25 protein-coding genes are annotated in these 19,936 nt (G+C 70.3%); 12 read left to right on the top strand and 13 right to left on the bottom strand.

Annotated elements, in window-relative coordinates; all coding sequences use genetic code 11:
* Positions 1 to 12: 12 nt before the first annotated feature.
* Positions 13 to 663: a phosphoribosyltransferase gene (locus tag SOM19_RS10035; protein ID WP_320486371.1), complete on the bottom strand. Its 651-nt coding sequence runs from the start codon at positions 661 to 663 to the stop codon at positions 13 to 15.
* A 105-nt stretch (positions 664 to 768) separates the two neighbouring features.
* Here SOM19_RS10035 and SOM19_RS10040 point away from each other — a divergent pair, with 105 nt between their 5' ends.
* From SOM19_RS10040 to SOM19_RS10050, 3 genes are read left to right on the top strand one after another with little or no spacing between them, the layout of a single operon-like run.
* Complete coding sequence (locus tag SOM19_RS10040) at positions 769 to 1,806, top strand: LLM class flavin-dependent oxidoreductase (RefSeq protein WP_320486372.1); 1,038 nt, start codon at positions 769 to 771, stop codon at positions 1,804 to 1,806.
* Positions 1,807 to 1,842: 36 nt separating this feature from the next.
* Positions 1,843 to 3,201, top strand: coding sequence for an MFS transporter (locus SOM19_RS10045; protein ID WP_320486373.1), 1,359 nt, complete (start codon positions 1,843 to 1,845; stop codon positions 3,199 to 3,201).
* A 19-nt stretch (positions 3,202 to 3,220) separates the two neighbouring features.
* Positions 3,221 to 3,982: an SGNH/GDSL hydrolase family protein gene (locus SOM19_RS10050; protein WP_320486374.1), complete on the top strand. Its 762-nt coding sequence runs from the start codon at positions 3,221 to 3,223 to the stop codon at positions 3,980 to 3,982.
* A gap of 21 nt (positions 3,983 to 4,003) precedes the next feature.
* Here SOM19_RS10050 and SOM19_RS10055 read toward each other — a convergent pair whose 3' ends face one another.
* Together SOM19_RS10055 and SOM19_RS10060 are read right to left on the bottom strand one after the other, a co-directional pair.
* Positions 4,004 to 4,501 (bottom strand): DUF2087 domain-containing protein, encoded by a 498-nt coding sequence (locus SOM19_RS10055; RefSeq protein ID WP_320486375.1) that lies wholly within the window; start codon positions 4,499 to 4,501, stop codon positions 4,004 to 4,006.
* Positions 4,498 to 5,055, bottom strand: coding sequence for a dihydrofolate reductase family protein (locus SOM19_RS10060; RefSeq protein ID WP_320486376.1), 558 nt, complete (start codon positions 5,053 to 5,055; stop codon positions 4,498 to 4,500). The genes SOM19_RS10055 and SOM19_RS10060 overlap by 4 nt, the downstream gene beginning before the upstream one ends.
* Before the next feature lie 95 nt (positions 5,056 to 5,150).
* On the opposite strand from SOM19_RS10060, the gene SOM19_RS10065 reads away from it, so the two are divergent.
* Positions 5,151 to 5,516: an ArsR/SmtB family transcription factor gene (locus SOM19_RS10065; RefSeq protein WP_320486377.1), complete on the top strand. Its 366-nt coding sequence runs from the start codon at positions 5,151 to 5,153 to the stop codon at positions 5,514 to 5,516.
* Entirely contained in the window at positions 5,509 to 5,955 is a 447-nt protein-coding gene (locus tag SOM19_RS10070) for an SRPBCC family protein (RefSeq protein ID WP_320486378.1), read from the top strand. Before SOM19_RS10065 ends, SOM19_RS10070 begins: the two co-directional genes overlap by 8 nt.
* Positions 5,956 to 5,959: 4 nt before the next feature.
* Here the strand turns inward: SOM19_RS10070 and SOM19_RS10075 are convergent, their stop codons facing one another.
* Together SOM19_RS10075 and SOM19_RS10080 are read right to left on the bottom strand one after the other, a co-directional pair.
* On the bottom strand, positions 5,960 to 6,799 hold the full coding sequence (locus tag SOM19_RS10075) for a carbohydrate kinase family protein (RefSeq protein ID WP_320486379.1): 840 nt from the start codon (positions 6,797 to 6,799) through the stop codon (positions 5,960 to 5,962).
* The gene (locus SOM19_RS10080; RefSeq protein ID WP_320486380.1) at positions 6,799 to 7,713 is read right to left on the bottom strand and encodes a pseudouridine-5'-phosphate glycosidase; all 915 of its coding nucleotides are present in this window, start codon (positions 7,711 to 7,713) and stop codon (positions 6,799 to 6,801) included. Before SOM19_RS10080 ends, SOM19_RS10075 begins: the two co-directional genes overlap by 1 nt.
* A 224-nt stretch (positions 7,714 to 7,937) precedes the next feature.
* Here SOM19_RS10080 and SOM19_RS10085 point away from each other — a divergent pair, with 224 nt between their 5' ends.
* A complete protein-coding gene (locus SOM19_RS10085; RefSeq protein ID WP_320486381.1) occupies positions 7,938 to 8,201 on the top strand; it encodes a DUF6458 family protein in 264 nt (87 codons plus the stop codon).
* A 65-nt stretch (positions 8,202 to 8,266) separates the two neighbouring features.
* On the opposite strand, the gene SOM19_RS10090 is transcribed toward SOM19_RS10085, so the two are convergent.
* Together SOM19_RS10090 and SOM19_RS10095 are read right to left on the bottom strand one after the other, a co-directional pair.
* Positions 8,267 to 8,947, bottom strand: a complete 681-nt coding sequence (locus SOM19_RS10090) for a GNAT family N-acetyltransferase (protein WP_320486382.1) — start codon at positions 8,945 to 8,947, stop codon at positions 8,267 to 8,269.
* 60 nt (positions 8,948 to 9,007) lie between these two features.
* Positions 9,008 to 9,679: a GAP family protein gene (locus SOM19_RS10095; protein WP_320486383.1), complete on the bottom strand. Its 672-nt coding sequence runs from the start codon at positions 9,677 to 9,679 to the stop codon at positions 9,008 to 9,010.
* Positions 9,680 to 9,831: 152 nt separating this feature from the next.
* Here SOM19_RS10095 and SOM19_RS10100 point away from each other — a divergent pair, with 152 nt between their 5' ends.
* Positions 9,832 to 10,452 (top strand): GNAT family N-acetyltransferase, encoded by a 621-nt coding sequence (locus tag SOM19_RS10100; RefSeq protein WP_320486384.1) that lies wholly within the window; start codon positions 9,832 to 9,834, stop codon positions 10,450 to 10,452.
* A 102-nt stretch (positions 10,453 to 10,554) separates the two neighbouring features.
* Here the strand turns inward: SOM19_RS10100 and SOM19_RS10105 are convergent, their stop codons facing one another.
* Positions 10,555 to 11,286, bottom strand: coding sequence for a phosphotransferase (locus SOM19_RS10105; protein WP_320486385.1), 732 nt, complete (start codon positions 11,284 to 11,286; stop codon positions 10,555 to 10,557).
* Positions 11,287 to 11,533: 247 nt separating this feature from the next.
* Between SOM19_RS10105 and SOM19_RS10110 the strand changes: the two genes are divergently transcribed.
* The gene (locus SOM19_RS10110) at positions 11,534 to 12,454 is read left to right on the top strand and encodes an AEC family transporter (protein WP_320486386.1); all 921 of its coding nucleotides are present in this window, start codon (positions 11,534 to 11,536) and stop codon (positions 12,452 to 12,454) included.
* Positions 12,455 to 12,462: 8 nt separating this feature from the next.
* Here the strand turns inward: SOM19_RS10110 and SOM19_RS10115 are convergent, their stop codons facing one another.
* Genes SOM19_RS10115 through SOM19_RS10125 form a run of 3 tightly spaced genes read right to left on the bottom strand, consistent with a single transcriptional unit; the run spans position 12,463 to position 14,047 of the window.
* Positions 12,463 to 12,735: a DUF6510 family protein gene (locus SOM19_RS10115; RefSeq protein WP_320486387.1), complete on the bottom strand. Its 273-nt coding sequence runs from the start codon at positions 12,733 to 12,735 to the stop codon at positions 12,463 to 12,465.
* Positions 12,732 to 13,457 carry a ferredoxin reductase gene (locus tag SOM19_RS10120; RefSeq protein WP_320486388.1) on the bottom strand — a complete coding sequence of 242 codons (726 nt, stop codon included), beginning with the start codon at positions 13,455 to 13,457 and terminating at the stop codon, positions 12,732 to 12,734. The genes SOM19_RS10115 and SOM19_RS10120 overlap by 4 nt, the downstream gene beginning before the upstream one ends.
* On the bottom strand, positions 13,454 to 14,047 hold the full coding sequence (locus SOM19_RS10125; RefSeq protein WP_320486389.1) for a sulfite oxidase-like oxidoreductase: 594 nt from the start codon (positions 14,045 to 14,047) through the stop codon (positions 13,454 to 13,456). The genes SOM19_RS10120 and SOM19_RS10125 overlap by 4 nt, the downstream gene beginning before the upstream one ends.
* Before the next feature lie 185 nt (positions 14,048 to 14,232).
* On the opposite strand from SOM19_RS10125, the gene SOM19_RS10130 reads away from it, so the two are divergent.
* Positions 14,233 to 14,793, top strand: coding sequence for an HdeD family acid-resistance protein (locus SOM19_RS10130; protein ID WP_320486390.1), 561 nt, complete (start codon positions 14,233 to 14,235; stop codon positions 14,791 to 14,793).
* 66 nt (positions 14,794 to 14,859) lie between these two features.
* Here the strand turns inward: SOM19_RS10130 and SOM19_RS10135 are convergent, their stop codons facing one another.
* Positions 14,860 to 16,842: a S9 family peptidase gene (locus tag SOM19_RS10135; protein WP_320486391.1), complete on the bottom strand. Its 1,983-nt coding sequence runs from the start codon at positions 16,840 to 16,842 to the stop codon at positions 14,860 to 14,862.
* A gap of 2 nt (positions 16,843 to 16,844) precedes the next feature.
* The gene (locus tag SOM19_RS10140) at positions 16,845 to 17,618 is read right to left on the bottom strand and encodes an SDR family oxidoreductase (protein ID WP_320486392.1); all 774 of its coding nucleotides are present in this window, start codon (positions 17,616 to 17,618) and stop codon (positions 16,845 to 16,847) included.
* Between the two features lie 44 nt (positions 17,619 to 17,662).
* Here SOM19_RS10140 and SOM19_RS10145 point away from each other — a divergent pair, with 44 nt between their 5' ends.
* The 3 genes from SOM19_RS10145 to SOM19_RS10155 are packed head-to-tail and all read left to right on the top strand — an operon-like array spanning position 17,663 to position 19,886.
* Positions 17,663 to 18,151, top strand: a complete 489-nt coding sequence (locus SOM19_RS10145) for an NfeD family protein (RefSeq protein WP_320486393.1) — start codon at positions 17,663 to 17,665, stop codon at positions 18,149 to 18,151.
* A 5-nt stretch (positions 18,152 to 18,156) separates the two neighbouring features.
* A complete protein-coding gene (locus SOM19_RS10150; RefSeq protein WP_414683649.1) occupies positions 18,157 to 19,113 on the top strand; it encodes an SPFH domain-containing protein in 957 nt (318 codons plus the stop codon).
* Positions 19,110 to 19,886, top strand: coding sequence for a glycerophosphodiester phosphodiesterase family protein (locus SOM19_RS10155; protein WP_320486395.1), 777 nt, complete (start codon positions 19,110 to 19,112; stop codon positions 19,884 to 19,886). Before SOM19_RS10150 ends, SOM19_RS10155 begins: the two co-directional genes overlap by 4 nt.
* The last annotated feature ends 50 nt before the right edge of the window (positions 19,887 to 19,936 follow it).

Below are 19,936 nucleotides of genomic sequence, written 5' to 3' on the forward strand. Positions count from 1 at the left end.
AGCGCGGCGGGCTCAGCGGCCGGGATCGGTGGCTGAGCCCGTCGCACCGGCGCGCAGCAGTGCGATCACCTCGGCGTCGCCGGTCTGCGTGAAGTCGTCGTAGTACTCCCCGACGGCCCAGAAGCTCCGCGCCGGGTGCGGGCACACGAAGTCGTCGATCGCCCCCGGGTCGGGCCGCCATGTCGACGGAGCGACCGGCGCCGCCAGCACGATGTGCGCAGCGCCGTGGGCGCGCAGCGACAGACACGCCGCGGTCGCCGTCGCTCCGGTTGCGACGCCGTCGTCGACGACGATCGCCGTCCGGCCCGCGATGCCGTCGACCGAGGACCCGAACAGCGCGGTGCGACGGCGCAGCTCCTCGCGTTCGACGTCCTCGACGGAGGAGAGCTCCTCCGGCGTGACGTACCCCGTCCGCAGCGCGTCATCGTGGACCACGCGGACGTCATCGGCGATGGCGCCGACCGCGAACTCCTCGTGAGCGGGTGCCCCGAGTTTGCGAACGACCACCGCGGCGAGCGGCAGGCCCAGCGCCTCCGCCACCTCGGCGGCGACCACGACGCCGCCCCGCGGAATGCCGAAGACGATCGCCGCGCTGCTCCGCCACTGCGTCAGATGGGCGGCGAGCTCCCGCCCCGCATCGGCGCGGTCGGCGAAGATGGCCATGCCGCCACGCTACGCCCGCGGCATCCGCTTGTCTCGGGAATGCGCGGCCGGCCGGCACGGTTCTCCTGGGCGAGCGTTTTATGCGCACGAATGGAAAGGGCTCTCATGACCGACCTCGCCGCGATCGAACTCGGACTGGACACGTTCGGAGATGTCACCCGCGATGAGTCCGGCGAACTGATCAGCGAGGCCCAGACGATTCGGGATGTCGTCGACCAGGCCGTGCTCGCCGACGAGGTGGGCCTGTCGTTCTTCGGAGTGGGGGAGCATCACCGGCCGGAGTTCGCCGTGTCGAGCCCCGAGATCGTGCTCGCTGCGGCCGCCGCGCGCACCGAGCGTATCCACCTCGGCACCGCCGTGACCGTACTCTCCAGCGACGATCCGGTGCGCGTGTACGAGCGCTTCGCGACCCTCGACGCCATCTCGAGCGGTCGAGCCGAGGTCATCCTCGGTCGCGGGTCGTTCATCGAGTCGTTCCCGCTCTTCGGCTACGACCTCCGCGACTACGAGACGCTGTTCGAGGAGAAGCTCGACCTCTTCTCGCGCCTGCTCGAGGAGAAGCCGGTCACGTGGCAGGGATCGCTGCGCGCACCTCTCACGGACGCCGACGTCTTCCCGAAGACGGAGAACGGCCTGCGGGCGTGGGTCGGCGTCGGCGGCACACCCGAGTCCGTCGTGCGCGCGGCGCGCTACGGATTCGGCTTGATGCTCGCGATCATCGGCGGACCGGCCGACCGGTTCCGGCCCTTCGCCGATCTCTATCGCCGTTCGCTCGTCACGTTCGAGCGCGAGCCGCTGCCCATCGGCGTGCACTCGCCCGGACACGTCGCCGACACCGACCAGCAGGCCTGGGACGAGGCCTACGCGGGGTTCGAGGCGATGAACAACACCATCGGCCGCGAGCGCGGGTGGCCGCCCTACAGCCGGATGCGCTTCCAGCGCGATGTCGGACCGGAGGGTGCGCTGTACGTCGGCTCACCCGAGACTGTCGCGCGCAAGATCGCCGAGACGGTCCGGGCGCTCGGCATCGAGAGGTTCGACATGAAGTTCTCGACGGGCACCCTGTCGCACGCGCACATGATGCGGTCCATCGAGCTCTACGGCACGAAGGTGGCCCCGCTCGTCCGGGACATGCTCTCGTGAGTGACGCCAGGGTCGCGGCATCCGTAGCATGACGCTATGACGGATGCCGAAACCCGCACGGCCGGCACGCTCTCGGAGCGCCTCGACCGGCTGCCGTTCACCCGAAGGCATCTGAGGGTCCTGACCGGCTCGGGGCTCGGATGGGCGCTGGACGCGATGGACGTCGGGCTGATCTCGTTCGTGATCGCGGCGCTCGCGGCGCAGTGGGGCCTTCAGCCGTCCGAGACCGCGTGGATCGCCTCCGTCGGGTTCATCGGCATGGCCATCGGTGCGAGCGTCGGCGGCCTGCTGGCCGACCGGTTCGGGCGGCGCTCGGTGTTCGCGCTGACGCTGCTGGTCTACGGCCTGGCCACGGGTGCGAGCGCCTTGGTCGGCGGCCTCGTCGCCCTCCTGGTGCTGCGGTTCGTCGTGGGTCTCGGACTCGGCGCCGAGCTGCCGGTCGCCTCGACGTACGTGAGCGAGTTCGCTCCGGCCCGCATCCGCGGTCGCCTCATCGTCATCCTCGAGGCCTTCTGGGCGATCGGGTGGACGGCCGCCGCCCTCATCGGGTTCCTCGTGATCCCCAGCTCGGAGAACGGCTGGCGCTGGGCCTTCGCGCTCGGGATGATCCCCGCCGCGTACGCCCTCATCGTGCGCTGGGGGCTCCCGGAATCACCGCGCTGGCTCGACCGACGCGGACGGCACGCCGAGGCCGAGGCGGTCGTCCAGTCATTCGAGGCTTCCGCAGGGGCGAGTGTCACCTCGACAGCGCCGACCGACGGGACTGCACCGGCACCGGCCGCTGCCGCCACCGTCGGCGCGCGCCTCGGAGCGCTGTGGTCGTCGGAGTTCCGCGTCCGCACCGCGTGCCTCTGGCTCGTGTGGTTCTGCGTGAACTTCTCGTATTACGGGGCCTTCATCTGGATCCCCTCGATCCTCGTGGCACAGGGGTACGACCTCGTGCGCTCGTTCGGCTTCACGCTCATCATCACGCTCGCGCAGCTTCCGGGGTACGCGATGGCCGCCTGGCTCATCGAGGTCTGGGGCCGGCGCGCCACGCTCTCGGTGTTCCTCGTCGGGTCCGCGGCATCCGCCGTCGTCTTCGGCACGGCGGGCAGTCCCGGCGCGGTCATCGCGGCGGGGATGGCGCTGTCCTTCTTCAACCTCGGGGCGTGGGGCGCGCTGTATGCCGTGACCCCGGAGATGTATCCGACCTCGCTGCGCGCCACGGGGTCGGGCTGGGCGGCGGGTGCGGGGCGCATCGCGTCGATCATCGCTCCGCTGATGGTGCCGGTGCTGCTCGTGGCCGGCGGAGCCCCCGCCCTGTTCACGGTGTTCGCGGCCTTCTTCGTCGTCGCCGCGTTGGCCGCCTGGGGTCTGGTGGACCGACGGGGGATGGCACTCGACGAGCGCTGAGCGGTCCTAGGCTGGGACGATGTCATCCGTGCGTTACGTCGCGATCGGCGACTCGTTCACCGAGGGCGTCGGAGACGAACTGCCCGACGGCCATGTGCGCGGGTGGGCCGATCTCGTGGCGCAGGGCTGGGCCGATGCCTCCGGCCAGCCCGTCGAGTACGCCAACTTCGCGATCCGCGGCAGGCTCGTCGCGCCGATCGTCGAGGAGCAGCTCGAACCGGCTCTCGCCCTGAAGCCGACGCACCTGTCGTTCAACGGCGGAGGCAACGACATGCTGCGTCCTCGCACGAGCGTGTCGCGGGTCGTCGGGGCCTTCGAGCATGTGCTCGAGCGCTGCGACGAGGAAGGGGTGAGGCTCATCCTGCTGTCGGGTGCCAACCCGTCCGGACAGCTCCCGCTGAGCCGGGTGATCCAGCGGCGTGGCGACCTGCTCTCGGCAGCGGTCTCCTCGCGCTTCGCGGAGCGGACCGACATCGTCCGTGCCTTCAACTGGCCGGACCGTGAGCTGTCGAGCCCGCCCTACTGGTCGGAGGACCGGCTCCACATGAATTCCCGCGGCCACCACCGCGTGGCGGCGCGCGTGCTGACGGCCCTCGGCCTCGAGCCGCCGCCCGCGTGGTGGTCGCTCCCGCCGCTGCCGCCCGCAGCGGCACGCGGAGCGGCGTACTACCGCGAGCACGTCGGTCCGTGGGTGCGGAGGCGGCTGACCGGCACGTCGTCCGGCGACGGGCGGGAGCCCAAGTACGGCGCGTGGACCGTGTTCGAGCCGCGCTCCGGCTGACAGGCATCGGCGACGGTGGTGTCAGCCGCTGTCGCCCACGAGGGCGTACTCCGACCCGGAAGGCGTCCGCTCGAGGAGAGCGGCGTCCACGAGGTGACGCCGGAGCGCCGCGGCATCGCCGGTGAAGACGGCGAGCCGCTCGTTCACGGCGCGCTCGTCGAGTGTCTCGCCGACGCGGAACGCACGGGCGGCCACCCATTCCAGCAGCTCCCTGCGGTCGGTCTCCCGGACCGGCATGCGGTCGATGCGGCCCTGGCCGTCGAGGTACCGCGCGGCCGCCCCCGCGGGCTTCACGACGGGAGTCTCGTTCAGGATGCCGCGCACCGCGGCCTCGTCGAACCGCAGGACGTCGCCGTCGAGCCGGACCAGCCCGAGTTCCTGCAGGCGGTCGATGGCGCGGCCGCGCCGCGCGGCCGTGAGCGGCGTCGGCGCAGGATCATCGCTCATGGCCTCGGCGAGCACCGCTCGCAGGTCGGGGTTCAGGAGCGCGGCGAGCACGCCCCGCCAGCGATCGCTCATGCCGGCCGCACGGAGTAGACCAGCTCGGCGAACTGTCCGGCCTGAGTGACCTTCTCCAGGCGAAGGCGGTCGCTCTCGAGTCGCCGGGGCAGCAGCGGGCGGCCGGCCTCGAGGGTCACCGGGGCGACAGATACGCGGATCTCATCGAGGAGTCCGGCGTCGGCGAACTGGCCGACGAGATCTCCGCCGCCGACCAGCCAGATGTCCTGATTGCCGGCGGCGTCGCGCAGCTCGTCCCAGACGCCGCGCACGTCGCCGGAGCGGAAGCGCACATCCGCGCCCGCGACGGCCGGCAGGGAGCGCGAACTGAGCACGAAGGACGCCTTGCCGGCGTAGGGCCACTTCTCGGGGTGATCGAGCAGCTTCTCGTGCTCGACGATCCACTCGTACGTCGTCGAGCCCATGATCAGGGCGCCGACGCCTTCGAGGAACCGACCGAAGTCGTTCTCGGCGCCTTCGGCGCCCGGGACCACGAAGAGCCACGAGAGCGAGTCCTCGGTGTCTGCCAGGAATCCGTTGAGTGTGGTGGCGGTGTTGAAGATGACGCGTGGCATGACGCTCACCGTACAACCGGCTGCCGACATGGGCTTGATCGTTATTCAACCACCTGGTACTGTACCTATCAGTTGAATACGAAGGGAGCACCGGGATGTCGACCGACCGGCTCAGCCGCACATTCTCCGCTCTGGCCGATCCCACCCGCCGGGCGATCCTCACGCGCCTCAGCGGGGGAGAGGCGACGGTCGGCGAGCTCGCCGCACCCTTCGATATGACCTTCGCCGCCGTCTCGAAGCACCTCCGGGTGCTCGAACGGGCAGGGCTCATCACCCGCGGCAAGGACGCGCAATACCGCCCGGCCCGGCTGGACGCTCGGCCGCTGGCCGCGGCATCCCGCTGGATCGGCGACTACGCGCAGTTCTGGGAGGACAGCGCCGACGCCCTCGATCACTACCTCTCCGTGCTGCAGCAGTTCAGCGAACCCACCCCCACCGACAAGGAGACCCACCATGACTGACTACTTCACCGTCACCCGCACGCTCCGGGCCCCGCGCTCGCTCGTCTTCGAGGCCATCACCAAGCCCGAGCACTTCGCCGTGTGGTTCGGCACCGCCGCGGTGGAGGTGCCGCAGGAGTCCCTCACGATGGACGTGCGCCCGGGCGGCGCGTTCCGTGCCGTGATGCTGCTGCCCGACGGCAACCGGATCGACTGGTCGGGGGAGTACCAGGTGGTCGACCCGCCGTCGCACCTCGCCATGACCCTGAGCGACCAGCCGGGCGACGACAGGGGTCTCCCTGTGCTGTTCGATCTGGAGGAGATCGACGAAGGTACCCGGCTCACCATCAGCCAGGACCGCTCCGACTTCAGCGACGAGCAGGTCGCGGCCACGATCGCGGGCTACAACGCGTTCGTCGACGACATCGAGCGGGTGCTCGCGAAGCTGCAGTCCGTCTGATCCCTCAGAGGGCGCCCGCGCGGCGCAGTGCGCTCATCGCGAGCTCGCTGCCGGCGTGGGCGCTCTGCTGCGGGTCGGCTCCGCCGAGGGCCGCCGTGATGTAGCCGGCGGCGAACGCATCGCCCGCCCCGGTCGAGTCGAGAACGTCGTCGACGCGCTGCACCGCCACCTCCCGGGTTACGCCGCCGGACGTCACGAGCACCGCCTCGCCACCTCGCTTCACGACGTAGACGGACCCGCTCACATCGAGATCGAGCTCGTTCGCGACCCGGGCCTCATCCTCGTTGGCGAAGACCACGGCGGGCGCCACGCTGCGAACGAGCGCCGCGAGCCGCTCCGCACCCAGCGCGCGCAGTGTCGCGACGCTCGAGAGGTCGAGGCTCACCGGCGCCCCGGCCCGGGTGACGGCGGCCGCGGCATCCGTCACGGCTTCCCCGGATGCCGGCGTCGCAAAGCCGTAGAGCGGCAGGTGCAGCCAGCGCGCCGTCGAGAGCCACGCGGCGTCGATCCCCTCGAGCTCGGCCGCAGCACCCCGGTCGGTGATCATCGTCCGTTCGCCCACCGCGTCCACGAGCACCACGATCGCGCCGGTCCGGCCGCCCCGCTGCACCTTCACGTCGACGCCCGCAGCCTCGAGCTCGCCGACGAGCGCGCGGCCGATGGTGTCGTCTCCGACCCGACCGATGAAGCGGACCGGATGCCTCGGTGCCGCCGCCACCGCGACGTTCGCCGCACTTCCCCCTCGCGTGAGGCGCACCTCGGCCGGGTTGTCGGTGCCGCGCTCGAGCGCCGCGCCGCCGAGCACGATCAGGTCGGCGACGAGGTCGCCGATCACGACGAGCATCAGGCGAGGTCCGCGAGGGCCAGGGCGATCCGTGCGCCGAGCGCGACGTTGCCGCGATAGACCTCGACGTTCACATCCAGGCTGCGGCCCCCGGTCTCACGCTGCATGAAGTCGAGCAGGAAGGGCGTGGTGTCGTGCCCCGAGATCCCGGCCCGAGCGGCGGCGGCGAGGGCGCGTGCGAGCACGTCGGCGTGCAGCCCGGGATCGAGCTCGCTGCCCGCGGCGACCGGATTGGCGACCAGGAGAGTGGAGGAGATGCCGAGGGCGTCCCGCGCGGCCGCGATGCGCGCGATCTCGGCGGGGGAGTCCACCGCGTACTCGATGTCGTGGCCAGAGTCGGCGATGTAGAACCCGGGGTAGTCGGTGGTGCGATAACCCACCACAGCGAGGCTGAGCGTCTCGAGACGTTCGAGGGTGAGCGGGATGTCGAGGATCGACTTCACGCCCGCACTGACCACGACGAGCGGAAGCGCGGCCAGCGTGCCGAGGTCGGCGGACTCGTCGAACGTCTGCTGCGCGTCCCGGTGCACGCCGCCGAGGCCGCCGGTGGAGAACACGCGCACGCCGGCATGGTGCGCGAGATGCGCGGTGGCTGCCACCGTGGTGCCCGCGCTCAGCCCTTTCGCGGCGATGACGGGCACGTCCCGCAGACTCGCCTTCACCACGCCGTCCGACTGCGACAGCTGCTCGATCTCATCGGCGCTCAGCCCGACCGTCGGCCGGCCGTCCACCACGCCGATCGTCGCCGGCGTGACACCGAGCTCGCGCACGCGGGCTTCTGCCTCCAGGGCCACCGCGAGGTTGCGCGGCCGGGGGAGTCCGTGGGTGAAGATGGTCGACTCCAGCGCCAGCACCGGTGTGCCGGCTGCCACCGCCGAGCGCACCTCGTCGGAGATCCGGATCAGCTCTGCCATCGGCATCCTCTCGTTCCTGGCGCCACACTACGCACCGCGAGACCATCCGGCCCATCTCCACGAGAGATCGCGGCCGGAATACGCTTACCACTCATCCGGGGGATCGATCGCCCATTGTCAAGCCCCTTCACCCTGAGCGAGGGGCACGACAGCCTATGTACCGGGACGACTGCGTCCCGCACACAGGGGAGGGCCGATCGTCGCGCCCCGGAAAGGAACCTCGCATGAGTATCGGAGCAGGTATCGCGCTATTCGCGATCGGAGCCATTCTCGCTTTCGCCGTCAACGTCGAGGTCGAGTGGGTCAACCTCAACATGATCGGCTACATCCTGATGGGCGCCGGAGCCGTCATCTTCATCATCGGCCTCGTGCTCATGGCACGTCGCCGCCGTTCGGACACGGTCACGCGGAGTGCAGTCGACCCCGCGATGAACGAGCGCGTCACGCGCCAGAGCACCAGCTCGACGGACGACACCGTCGGACTCTGACGACACACAGACACACAGACAGCGAGGCGGGGCCACGGCGGCCCCGCCTCGTTCTGCTCGGACGGTCAACCTGCCGCCAGCTGACTCCGGAGCCGGTCGATGCCGGCGAGTTGCACAGGGGCTTCCAGCACGCCGGCGTGAGCATCGCGGAGAGTGAGCCACCTCGCCCGGTCCATCCGATAGTTGTGGTGGAGCTGACCAACGCCCTCTCGGGCCACCTGCACCGATCCGTTCGACTCGTACCCGAGTCGCCGGGAGACGGCGTTCGAGGCCGGGTTGTCGGCGAACGCCCCCGACGTGGCCTCCCTAGCGCCGAGCCCCTCGAAGGCCAGGTGAAGGGCGAGCGCACGCATCCGGCGGCCGATGCCGACTCCCTGATGGGCCCGGCCCAGCCAGGACCCCGTCTGCACACTCTGCAGCACCTGCCAGTCCTCGGCGACGAGCCCCTGGATGCCGACCGGCACGCCAGCCACGAGCACGCCGAGCTCGAGCACGAACCGCGTGGGCGACACCTGCGGCCGAGCGTTCCACTGGTAGGACAGCACGCTCCGGGCGACCTCGTCGGGGGTCCCGCGTGTCCACGGGTGCTCGAACGGCATGGCGTCCGGCTCATGGATGCCGCGCGCCGCCAGCGCGGCGAGGTCGACGAGCAGGTCATCGTCGATCCATCGCAGTTCGAGGTCTCCGGCGCGAACCCGCAGAGCGGCCGCCGGCCAGTAGGTCTCGAGGGCGGGGGAGCGCGGCATCCCGGCAGTCTGCCAGAGACAGAGGATGCCGCACGAGGGGCGTTCCCGGCGGCTCCGGGGTCAGAAGCTCGCGATGCCCTTGCCGATGACGGCGACGCCGATCACCAGGAGGAGGACGGCCATGACCGTGGCGTTGTTGTGGACCAGCCAGCCTCGCAGCCGCTCCAGGGGCGCCGCCAGCCGGCGGGATGCCACGAGATAGCCCAGGACGGGGATCAGCACCGTGCTCGCCGCGATGAGCACGTAGACGGCGAGTGTGAGGGTGATCTCACCGGCGGTCAGCCCCGCGGTTCCGACGATCACGCCGGCCGACGCGGCCATCAGCAGGTTCTTGGGATTCACCGCCGACAGCAGGAACCCCAGCCCGACCGCGCGGACGGCGGTCAGCGAGTCGATCGCGGCCATCCACTTCGGAAGGGCAGGCTCCTCGTCGCCGTGGGGGCGGCCGCGCCACTGCTTCACCGCCAGCAGGAGCAGGAGCACACCGAGCGCGATCTTGACGACACCGGCGACAGGTGCGGAGTCATTCGGGTCCGACGGCGGGATCACCGTGGCCAGAAGCGTGAAGAGCACGACCGCGACGACGATGCCAAGCACCCAGCCGACGAGGAATCCGACCGACCGGCCCCGCGCACCGGGGGCCAGGAGCATCAGGATGGCGGCGATGATCGGGATGGGGCTGATCGCCACGCCGAGCGCGAGGGGGAGCACTTCGCCGATTGCCGTTTCCACGTCTTCTCCGGATCCGCCGGCGTGTCGGACCGGCTCGGCTACCCTCTCACGACCGCCGGGCACTCCTGCGGATTCACCACGGCGCGACCCTCGGCCTTGTGGGGTGTCGGAGCCACTGGGCAGACTGGCATCTCCGACGCGAGGAGTCTGCTGTGGCCGATCAGGACGATCCGACCCGCGTCGGTCTGGCGACGTCGCACGTGATCAGGCCGCTCACGCCGGAGACGTTCCCGGCGTGGCTGGCGCTCGCCCAGAAGCACAACGGCGTCTGGGGCGGCTGCTACTGCTCGTACTTCCACGACGACACGGAGCACACCGTCAAGAGCGAGTACGACCGGGCGACGTTCAAGCAGCGACTCGTGGACGAAGGCGTCGCGCACGCTGCGCTCGTCTTCGACGGCGACGACGCGATCGCGTGGTGCGAGTACGGGAGCCCGGCCGAGCTGCCGGGGATCTACCACCGCAAGCAATACGACGCGGGCGAGGCCAATCCGGCACCGTGGCGCATCACCTGCTTCTTCGTCGATCGCGACCACCGTCGTTCGGGAGTGGCACGGGAGGCCCTGGACGGCGCGCTCGAGCTGATCGCCGCGGCCGGTGGCGGCGAGGTGGTCTCGTTCCCGAACGAGCTCGTGCCCGGCAAGAAGACGTCGTCGTCATTCCTTCACAACGGCACGAGGGCGATGTTCGAGAAGGCCGGGTTCACATTCGAGCGACACATCGGCAAGAGCAAGACCGTGATGCGCAAGACGGTTCCGCCGGCGGGCAGCTGACGACCGGTTCGGCCGGCGGCGAGCCGTCAGCGGGGAAGGGGAGATCGTGGCGCCGCCACGGCCCTTCTCGATTCGAGCTGACATAATGTGCATTATCGGCTATTACCGATGCGCCGCCCTCTGGCGAAGGTGTGCGGCATTCCGGTCGTACATGTCGGCGTGATCGAGGAAGTCGCGGCGTCCGGTGTCGGCAGCGCGACCACGGGTGAACTCCGCCAGGTCGTCGAGCCGGTCGGCCGCGACGGCCAGCACGTCCTGCGGTGCGTACGCGACGCCGTAGGCATCGATGAGCGCCTGCAGTCGATGGCCGCGATCGAGCGCCACGGCATCGGCCGCGTCTTCGGCGAACGGCACCAGCCGGTACGCGAGGTACGCCAGATCCCACACCCGCGACCCGGGCCCGGCGAAGTCGAAGTCGATGACGCCGACGAGCACGCCGTCGCGGACGATGAGGTTGTAGTTCGCGAAGTCGTTGTGGCAGATGACCTCTGCGGGCTCACGACGAGGCGATCGCCACGCCAGGTCTCCGGCACCCACCAGCTCGACGCTCGCGTCGTGGATGCGTCGAAGCAGCCTGCCGGCGTCGTGCAGGGCGTTCTCGGACCACTGGACGTCCGGAGGCGCATCGGCGAGGACATCCCCCGGCAGATAGGTCAGCACCTCGCGGCCACGTTCGTCGAGCCCCAGGGCACGCGGTGCCCCGGCGACACCGGACGCCTGCAGCACGTCGAGCAGGGCGTGAACGGCCTCGGTCCAGGGGCCCGCGACGCGCCGAACAGTGTCCCCCGACCGCACGACCGGGTCCATGTTGCCGCCGCTGAGCGCCTCTTCCACGCCTCACATCCTGCCGCACGGCCACTCCGGCACCGGCGCCAGTCTCGCTCGGCCCGTTCGGCCGCATGACGTCGGAATACCAGGCTGGAATCGGATGCCTCGGCCCGCGGCATCCGAATCCGTCCTTCCAGTCCGAATCCAGCAGCACTCCCCGAGCGGCAGGCGACCGACCACGCGCGTTCCATCGAGTGAGTCGGACGAACACGCGCGATTGGAGCCCGCCGCCCGACGTCCCTAGGCTCGAACAATGCTGGAGTCGCTCACCGGGTTCGTCGTGGTGGGCGTTGCGATCATCGTGGGCTGGATCATCGGCCGCATCGATCTGCTGGGCGAGCACGGCCGGCCGGTGCTGGCGCGACTGACGTTCTTCGTCCTCTCGCCGTTCCTGCTGTTCGTCGTGCTGGCGCAGGCCGACGTGCGCACGCTCTTCTCGGCCCTCCTGCCGGTCTCGGCGATCGCCGCCGTGGCGATCATCGGCGGGTACGCCCTCATCGCCCGGTTCGCGTGGAAACGCTCGACCGGCGAGACCGTGATCGGCGCCCTGAGCGCCGGGCAGGTCAACTCCAACAACATCGGCATCCCGCTGTCGCTCTACCTGCTGGGAAGCGCCGCGTACCCCGCCCCGGTGATCCTGCTCCAGCTCCTGGTGTTCACACCCATCACCATGGCGATCCTGGATGCCGTGACCTTCGGCCGCGCGACGCTCTGGCGCTCGATCGTCCGTACCGCGACGAACCCCATCGTGCTCGGCTCGGTGCTCGGCACGATCGTCTCGGTGACCGGGCTCGAGCTGCCTCCCGTCGTGATGGAGCCCGCGGTGCTCCTCGCGAACGCCTGTGTGCCGGTGCTGCTGATCAGCTACGGGATGTCGCTGGTGGGACAGCGGGTACTCGCACCGTCCGGCCGTCGCCGCGATGTGCTCCTCGCTACGGCCCTGAAGCTCTTCGTCATGCCGCTCATCGCCTGGACGGTCGCGGAGTTCGTGTTCGGACTGAGCGAGAAGGACGTGCTCATCGTCGTCGTGCTGGCGGCGCTTCCCACCGCGCAGAACGTCTTCAACTACTCGCAGCGCTACGACGTCGGCGAGACCATCTCGCGCGATACGGTGTTCCTCACCACGATCGGCTGCCTCCCGGTGCTCATCGCGATCACCCTGCTGCTGGGCTGAGACGCGACTCAGGACGAGCGCAGCTCCCGGAGCATCGCGAACACGACACGGACACCACTGTCGTCGCGCAGCACCGTGAACAGGGTGTGCGTGCAGGATCGGCACCGCACGATCGCCGCCGTGTCGTCGAGCTCGACCACGGTCTCCGCGAGCGGGGCGGACGAACCGCAGCCCCCGCACACGCCGACGAGCAGGGTGCTCTCCCCCGCGAAGGCGTCCGACAGCAGACCGGCCAAGGCGTTGCCGTCGACCGTCGCCGACGCGTTCTCTGCGCGCATCATGCCCCTCCGAATCGTTCGGTCCTGATCCGCTGCGGCGGATGTCCGAGCCGCACCAGCGCGTCCGCGACGTGCTCCACGAAGCCTGTCGGCCCGCACACGTAGACGGTGGGCTCGCGCTCGGGCTCCCAGACCGCCGCGCGGATGGCATCCTCATCGAGCCGTCCGACTCCCCCCGACCAGCCCTGCGGGGCGTGCCGCGTATAGGCCCACGTGACGGCCACTCCCCCGTCGGCGCCCGTGCGCGCGAGCTCATCGCGATATATCGCGTTCTCGGGTGTCCTGACCGAATAGAGGAGCCGAACGGATGCCGCGGCCGAGGCATCCGTCGCCGCTCGCACCATGGCCATCAGCGGCACGATCCCCGACCCGCCCGCGACGAGCTGCACGGGCCCCTCTCCCCCGGGGCGCCAGACGAAGTAGCCGCCCAGCGGACCCTTCACCTCGAGCTCGTCGCCCGGGAGGACGTCGTGCACGAGGTAGGGCGACACCTCGCCCTCGGGGATCTCATCGACGGCGAGCTCGATGGTCTCCCCGGGCCCGTACGAGCCCAGCGAGTACGACCGCTCCGCCTGGTAGCCGTCCTCGGCGGTCAGGCGCACATCGACGTGCTGCCCCGCATCGTTCCCCGGCCACCCGGGGACGGCGAGGTGCAGCACCCGAGCGGTCGGCGTCGCCTCGGCGACCGCCGCGACGCGGGCGGGCCGCCATCCGCCCACGGTCACCAATACCGCTCCTCGGTCCACGGGTCGCCGTGCATGTTGTAGCCGTTCTGCTCCCAGAACCCGGGCTCGTCCTCGTTCATCAGGGTGAGGCCGTGCACCCACTTGGCGCTCTTCCAGAAGTACAGGTGCGGGACCAGCAGCCGTGCAGGCCCGCCGTGCTCGGGATCGAGCGGCTCGCCGTCGAACTCGAACGCGACCCAGGCCTTGCCGCCCAGGAGGTCCTCCATCGGGATGTTCGTGGTGTAGCCGCCGTACGAATGAGCCATCGCGAACTCGGCGTCCGCTTCGACGTGATCGAACACGGTGTCCAGCGATACTCCTCGCCACGACGTGCCGAGCTTCGACCACCGCGTCACGCAGTGGATGTCGGTCGTGACGTCCTCGATCGGGAGGGCCAGGAACTCGTCCCACGTCCACGACGTGAGTTCGCCCGTCTGGGTCCGCACCTCGAACGACCACTCCCCCGTGTCGATGCGGGGCGTCGGGCCCGCTGACAGGACAGGGAAGTCGTCGGTGAGGTACTGCCCCGGAGGGACATCGGGGTTGGTCTCGCGGCGCCGAGCGCCGAAGCCTCTGGAGAAGACTGCCATCGTGTGCCTCCCACGGTCGGACTCGGGCACGCTCACCGTAACGCGCCGCCGCCCTCCGACGCGAGTCCGCAGCGCGCCCCCGTGCGGCCAGTCTCGCGACACACGCTGTTCAGTACGCCGAAGTTCCCGTTCGGGTCTAGTCTTTACCCGCACCTTTACAGGAAACTCCCAGAAAGGACATTCGCATGTCCACAGCATCCCCGGCCGAGAAGTCGGCCATCAACGGCATCCGCACCGCGCTCGGCATCGGCGGCGTGCTCGCCGTCATCGCCGGCCTTTTCGTGGTCTTCCAGCCGCAGGAGGCCGCGTTCGTCGTCACCGTCATCATCGCGATCTACGCGATCGCGGCGGGACTGGTGTACGCCGGCCTCGGCATCTTCTCGAAGGACAAGGGAGGCTGGGCCCGACTCGGCCACATCGCCCTCGGAATCCTTTTCGTCATCGCCGGAATCGTCGCCCTGGTCAACCTCCAGCAGGCGACCGCGTGGCTCGCGATCTTCGTCGCCATCCTCGTCGGCATCATGTGGATCGTCGAGGGAATCGTCGCACTGTCGACCCTCGGTGACGCCGCGTCGAAGGGGTGGTCGATCTTCTTCGCGATCATCAGCATCATCGCCGGTCTGTACCTCGTGTTCTCCCCGCTGTGGGGAGCCGTCGTGCTCTGGTGGCTGCTCGGCATCGCACTCGTCGTGCTCGGCATCATCAACATCGTGCGCGCCTTCACGTTCGGCAAGAAGGACCTCTGAACGCGTAGCGCATGACAGAAAGGGCCCCGGGATCTCCCGGGGCCCTTTCTCGTGCGTTCCCTCGGGTCAGCCGACGGGCAGCTTGCGGCTCCACCAGTCCAGCGCCGCCTCGAAGCGCTGCACGCGGTGGCGGGGCTGCCCGGAGCGGGTGAGCTCATGGTTCTCGCCCGGGAAGACGAGCATCTCCGCCTCGGTCCCGTTCCGCTTGAGCGCCGCGTAGTAGCGGGTCGCCTGCTCCAGCGGACACCGGAAGTCGAGCTCGGAGTGGATCACCAGGGTGGGAGTGGTCACCTGCCCGGCCACGGCGAGAGGACTCTGACGCGCGATGTCGTCGGGTGAGATCCCCACGTACTCGTCCCCGAAGAAGGTGCCGATATCGCTCGTGCCCTGGAAGGAGACCGGGTCGAGGAACCCGCGCTCGACGATCGCGCCGGCGAACCGGTGGTCATGCGCGATGACCCACGCCGTGAGGTATCCCCCGTACGACCCGCCCATGACGCCCACCCGATCGCCGTCCAGGCGGGCGTCGGAGGCGATCGCGCCCTCGAAGAAGTCGATGACGTCGGCGAAATCGACCGTCCCCATCGCCTGACGGATGCTGCGACCGTGCGCCCGCCCGTACCCCGCAGAACCGCGCGGGTTGCTGTAGACGACCGCGTAGCCGGCGTCGACGAGCACCTGCGTCTCGTCGAAGAGGTGGATGCCGTAGGAGGCGTACGGTCCGCCGTGGATCTGCAGGATGACGGGGAACGGACCCTCGCCCTCCGGCGTCGCGAGCCACCCGTGCACGGGGTACCCGTCGCGTCCGTCGACCGTGAGCTCTCGGGGAAGGGCGATGCCGGATGCCGCGGCCGCCGAGCCGAATGCCGTCAGCTCGCGCGACGCTCCGTCCTCGATCACCACGAGTTCGCCGAACGATTCGGCCTTCGCGATCGACGCGACGATGCGGCCACCGGCGGCGTCGTGGCCCGACACCTCGACGTCGCCGCCGAGCACCTCGGTCAGCTCGCCGGACCGCGAGACGCGCAGCAGCCGGGAACGCCCGCGGGTCAGGTCCTGGACGAGGAAATCGTCGCCCACGGGGGTGATGTGGCCCTCGCCGAACTGGATGCTCTCCGCATCGGTGAGGCGGCGAGGGCCGTCGGCTTCGAGCAGCCAGAGGCCCACGCCGGGAGCGACGAAGTCCACTCCGTCCGGGCCCACCTCGTGCGCCAGGACGGCGATCGTGCCGTCGTCGGCGACCTCCAGGCCGGACAGGGCCAGCGCCGCGTCACGTGCGAGCACGTCGCGCTCCCCCGACCCGTCGGCGGCCACGGCCACCAGCCGAGAGCGCAGGTCGCGGCGATCCGACTCGAGCTCGTCGACGACCGTGAGGATCTCGGTGCCGTCGGCGGTGAACACCAGGCCGCCGTGCGAGGCCTCGCCCTCGGTGAGCTGTCGGGCTTCCGCCGCGATCAGGGTCTTCTTCGGCGGCGTCTCGCCGTCGGGGCGCACCGCGGGGGCCGGCTCGTAGAACGGCTCCGCCTCCGTGGACGGCGCCGCGATCACGAAGAGGTGGGCGGGTCGGTCGCCGACGTACCCGAGGCCGTTGGCGTGCCAGCGGATCCCGGTGATGTGCCGCGGCGCCTCGGCCGCCGCATCCAGTCCCTCGACGCTGCCGTAGCGGCCGCTCTCGGGCACGCGAGCGAGGTAGCCGATGGATGCCGCGTCCGGCGACCACGCGAAGCCCTCGACGCCGAGCGGCGCATCGGTCGCCTGAGTCGGCTCACCGCCCGTGGCCGGGACCACCCAGACCTGCGGCCGGCCCTTGGCGTCGCCGCGGAGGAAGGCGAGGGTCCCGCCGTCCGATGCCAGGCGGGGCGATGTGTCGGCGGTGCCGCGCGTGAGGCGGCGCGGCGTGCCGTCGGGAAGGTCGACGCGCCAGAGCTGGCCGACTGCCCGGTTCGCCGCGAGGTCGGGGCGCGAGGTCGCGAAGACGGCGAAGGAGCCGTCGGGCGCGATGGTGGGGCGCCCCACCGAGACGAGCTTCTCGATGTCGTGTGCGCGCACCGTCATTCCCCCGCGAAGGAGCCCGTGTCGCCGACCAGCCGCGTGTTGTCGGCGGGCACCGGCTCGAGAGCCGCTGCGGCCACCTCGGCGGCGAACTCGGACACGTTGTAGAGCTTTCCGGCCGACTCGCGGCGCGTGGCGATCGCACCTGGATTGGCGCGCTCGAGCAGCGTGGCCGTGATGGTGCCCTCGATCATGTCGCCCGACACGACCACGAAGTCGATCCCCCGCTCTGCGAGGACGGGGATGCGCTCGCGAAGAGCGTCCTCGCCCGCGCGCTTGGACAGCGCCACCGGCTCGTACTCGGGCATGGTCGGCGTCGTGCGGATGAAGTGCGCCTGATGGCTGGTGACGAACACCACGCGCGATCCCTCGCCGAGCAGCGGAAGCGCCGTCTCCAGCACCCGCACCTGCGCGTCGCGGTTCAGCTGCAGCGCGTAGTCGGCCGCCATGCCGGACTCCATGCCGCCCGAGGCGTTGAGGACGAGGATGTCGAGCCCGCCGAAGGTGCGCTCCACCTCGTCGAACAGCGCCTGCACCGACTCGGCGTCCGTCAGATCGGCCCCGACGACGAGCGCCTCGACACCCAGTTCGCGCAGCTCCGCGCCCAGCTTCTCGGCACGCGGCGCCTTGTTGCGGAAGTTGATGACGACGTTCGCGCCGGCCTCGGCGAGATACCGCACGGTGTCTGCGCCGATGCCGCGCGAGGAGCCTGTCACGAGGGCGGTCTTGCCGCTCAGCGAGCCGGTGGGAAGCGGGGAGGATGTCTCGTTCACGCCTCGACCCTACCTGCTAGGTTCGAAGGAAAAGGAGGCGCAACGTGGAGCTCATCCAGACCATCGAGCAGTGGGCGTGGATCGGATGGCTCGTCCTCATCCTCGCCTTTCTCGTCATCGAGATGCTCACCCTCGACTTCACCTTTCTCATGCTGAGCATCGGCGGCCTCGCGGGCCTCGGCTCCAGCATCCTCGGTGCGCCGCTCTGGCTCCAGGTCATCATCGCGGGCGTCGTCGCGGCCGTGCTCGTCCTTCTTCTCCGCCCGCCGCTGCTGCGCCGACTGCGACGAGGAGAGGACACCACGCCGTCCAACGTCGAGGCTCTGATCGCGATCAACGGGCGCGTCGTCTCCACCGTCGATGCGCATGGCGGTCAGGTCAAGCTCGCGAACGGCGACACCTGGACCGCCCGCACCGACGTCGGCGTGCTGCAGCCCGGCACGCTCGTCAACGTCAGCCGCATCGACGGCGCGACCGCGGTGGTGCGCCCGACAGACCCGACCACCGCCCCGACGGAGGAACCCCGCCCGTGAACGACATCGACGCCATCATCCCCACGACCATCGCGTGGCTTCTCGCCCTCGCGGTCTTCATCTTCGTCCTGGTGGTGATCGTCCGGTCCATCCGGATCATCCCGCAGGCGAGCGCCGGCGTCGTCGAGCGCCTCGGCCGCTATCACAAGACCCTCTCGCCGGGCCTCAACCTCCTGGTCCCCTTCGTCGACCGCCTGCGGCCGCTCATCGACATGCGCGAGCAGGTCGTCTCCTTCCCGCCGCAGCCCGTCATCACCGAGGACAACCTCGTGGTGTCGATCGACACGGTCGTGTACTTCCAGGTCACCGACGCCCGCGCCGCGACCTATGAGATCGCGAACTACCTCGGCGCGGTCGAGCAGCTCACCACCACGACGCTCCGCAACGTCGTCGGCGGCCTGAACCTCGAAGAGGCGCTGACGAGCCGCGACAACATCAACGGGCAGCTCCGCCTGGTCCTCGACGAGGCAACGGGCAAATGGGGCATCCGCGTCGGACGCGTCGAGCTCAAGGCGATCGACCCGCCCCACAGCATCCAGGACTCCATGGAGAAGCAGATGCGCGCCGAGCGCGACCGCCGCGCGCTCATCCTGACGGCGGAGGGCACGAAGCAGTCCGCGATCCTCACCGCCGAGGGTCAGCGCCAGGCCGAGATCCTCAAGGCCGAGGGCGACAAGCAGGCCGCCGTCCTCCGCGCACAGGGCGAGGCCGAGGCGATCGCGACGGTGTTCCAGGCCATTCACGCCGGCGACGCCGACGACAAGCTGCTCGCGTACCAGTACCTGCAGACCCTGCCGAAGATCGCCGACAGCGCGTCGAGCAAGCTCTGGATCATCCCGACCGAGTTCACCGAGGCGCTCAAAGGCCTCAGCGGATCGTTCCTCGGCGGCGCCGTCGACGGGGCCGCTCCTGCGGCTCGCACCGTGGAGCCGCGCGCCGGCGCAGAGCCGTCCGCTTCGTGACGCATCCGTGGTTCGAGGGCGCGCGCACTCCGCGCGTCCTCGCACACCGGGGCCTTGTGACGCCCGAAGATGCCGCGCACGGCGTCGTGGAGAACTCCTTCGCCGCCGTGGCGGCCGCCCACTCCGCCGGCGCCGAGTACGTCGAGTCGGACTGCCATCTGACCTCCGACGGGGTGGTGGTGCTCTTCCATGACGACGATCTGTCGCGTGTCACCGGCGATCCTCGGCCCGTGGCGTCGGTCAGCGCGGCCGAGTTGGCGGAGCTCATGTCGGACCGGGGCGGGCTCATCACGCTCGAGCAGGCGCTCGACGCGTTCTCGACGATGCGATTCAACTTCGATGTGAAGGCCCCGGGAGCGGCGTCCGCCGTCGGAACGACGGTCGCGCCCCACGGCGCCCGGGTGCTGCTCACCAGCTTCTCGGATGAGCGCCGGCTGGCGGCGCTGGAGGCGGCTGCGTCGGCCGGGCGCGGCATCCGTCCTGCCACCTCCGCGGGAACCAGGACGATCGCGCGCCTGCTCACGGCGCTGGCGGTGCGGTCGGATCGTCTCGTCCGGCGGGCTCTCGAGGGGGTCGACGCGCTCCAGGTGCCCGAGCGCCACGGCCGACTGCGGATCGTCACGAGGCGCCTGATCGACGCCGCACACCGGCACGGCGTCGAGGTCCACGTGTGGACGGTGAACGATCCTTCGGACATGCGCCGGATCGTCGCTCTCGGGGCCGACGGGATCGTAACGGACCGCGCCGACATCGCGCGGCGCACCGTGCAGTGAACAGCACTCACCCGCGCGCACGCGGGTACGTCAAGCCCCCTGTGCATCCA

The sequence above is a fragment of the Microbacterium sp. CFBP9034 genome (assembly GCF_034045255.1).
Lineage (GTDB): Bacteria > Actinomycetota > Actinomycetes > Actinomycetales > Microbacteriaceae > Microbacterium.

Excerpts from the sequence above, each read along its gene's own strand:
- SOM19_RS10065 (WP_320486377.1), top strand. The coding sequence starts at position 5,151 with ATGTCGACCGACCGGCTCAGCCGCACATTCTCCGCTCTGGCCGATCCC.
- SOM19_RS10115 (WP_320486387.1), bottom strand. The coding sequence starts at position 12,735 with ATGATGCGCGCAGAGAACGCGTCGGCGACGGTCGACGGCAACGCCTTG.
- SOM19_RS10050 (WP_320486374.1), top strand. The coding sequence starts at position 3,221 with ATGTCATCCGTGCGTTACGTCGCGATCGGCGACTCGTTCACCGAGGGC.
- SOM19_RS10055 (WP_320486375.1), bottom strand. The coding sequence starts at position 4,501 with ATGAGCGATCGCTGGCGGGGCGTGCTCGCCGCGCTCCTGAACCCCGAC.
- SOM19_RS10090 (WP_320486382.1), bottom strand. The coding sequence starts at position 8,947 with ATGCCGCGCTCCCCCGCCCTCGAGACCTACTGGCCGGCGGCCGCTCTG.
- SOM19_RS10085 (WP_320486381.1), top strand. The coding sequence starts at position 7,938 with ATGAGTATCGGAGCAGGTATCGCGCTATTCGCGATCGGAGCCATTCTC.
- SOM19_RS10060 (WP_320486376.1), bottom strand. The coding sequence starts at position 5,055 with ATGCCACGCGTCATCTTCAACACCGCCACCACACTCAACGGATTCCTG.
- SOM19_RS10070 (WP_320486378.1), top strand. The coding sequence starts at position 5,509 with ATGACTGACTACTTCACCGTCACCCGCACGCTCCGGGCCCCGCGCTCG.
- SOM19_RS10075 (WP_320486379.1), bottom strand. The coding sequence starts at position 6,799 with ATGCTCGTCGTGATCGGCGACCTCGTCGCCGACCTGATCGTGCTCGGC.
- SOM19_RS10125 (WP_320486389.1), bottom strand. The coding sequence starts at position 14,047 with ATGGCAGTCTTCTCCAGAGGCTTCGGCGCTCGGCGCCGCGAGACCAAC.
- SOM19_RS10035 (WP_320486371.1), bottom strand. The coding sequence starts at position 663 with ATGGCCATCTTCGCCGACCGCGCCGATGCGGGGCGGGAGCTCGCCGCC.
- SOM19_RS10130 (WP_320486390.1), top strand. The coding sequence starts at position 14,233 with ATGTCCACAGCATCCCCGGCCGAGAAGTCGGCCATCAACGGCATCCGC.
- SOM19_RS10080 (WP_320486380.1), bottom strand. The coding sequence starts at position 7,713 with ATGGCAGAGCTGATCCGGATCTCCGACGAGGTGCGCTCGGCGGTGGCA.
- SOM19_RS10040 (WP_320486372.1), top strand. The coding sequence starts at position 769 with ATGACCGACCTCGCCGCGATCGAACTCGGACTGGACACGTTCGGAGAT.
- SOM19_RS10110 (WP_320486386.1), top strand. The coding sequence starts at position 11,534 with ATGCTGGAGTCGCTCACCGGGTTCGTCGTGGTGGGCGTTGCGATCATC.
- SOM19_RS10045 (WP_320486373.1), top strand. The coding sequence starts at position 1,843 with ATGACGGATGCCGAAACCCGCACGGCCGGCACGCTCTCGGAGCGCCTC.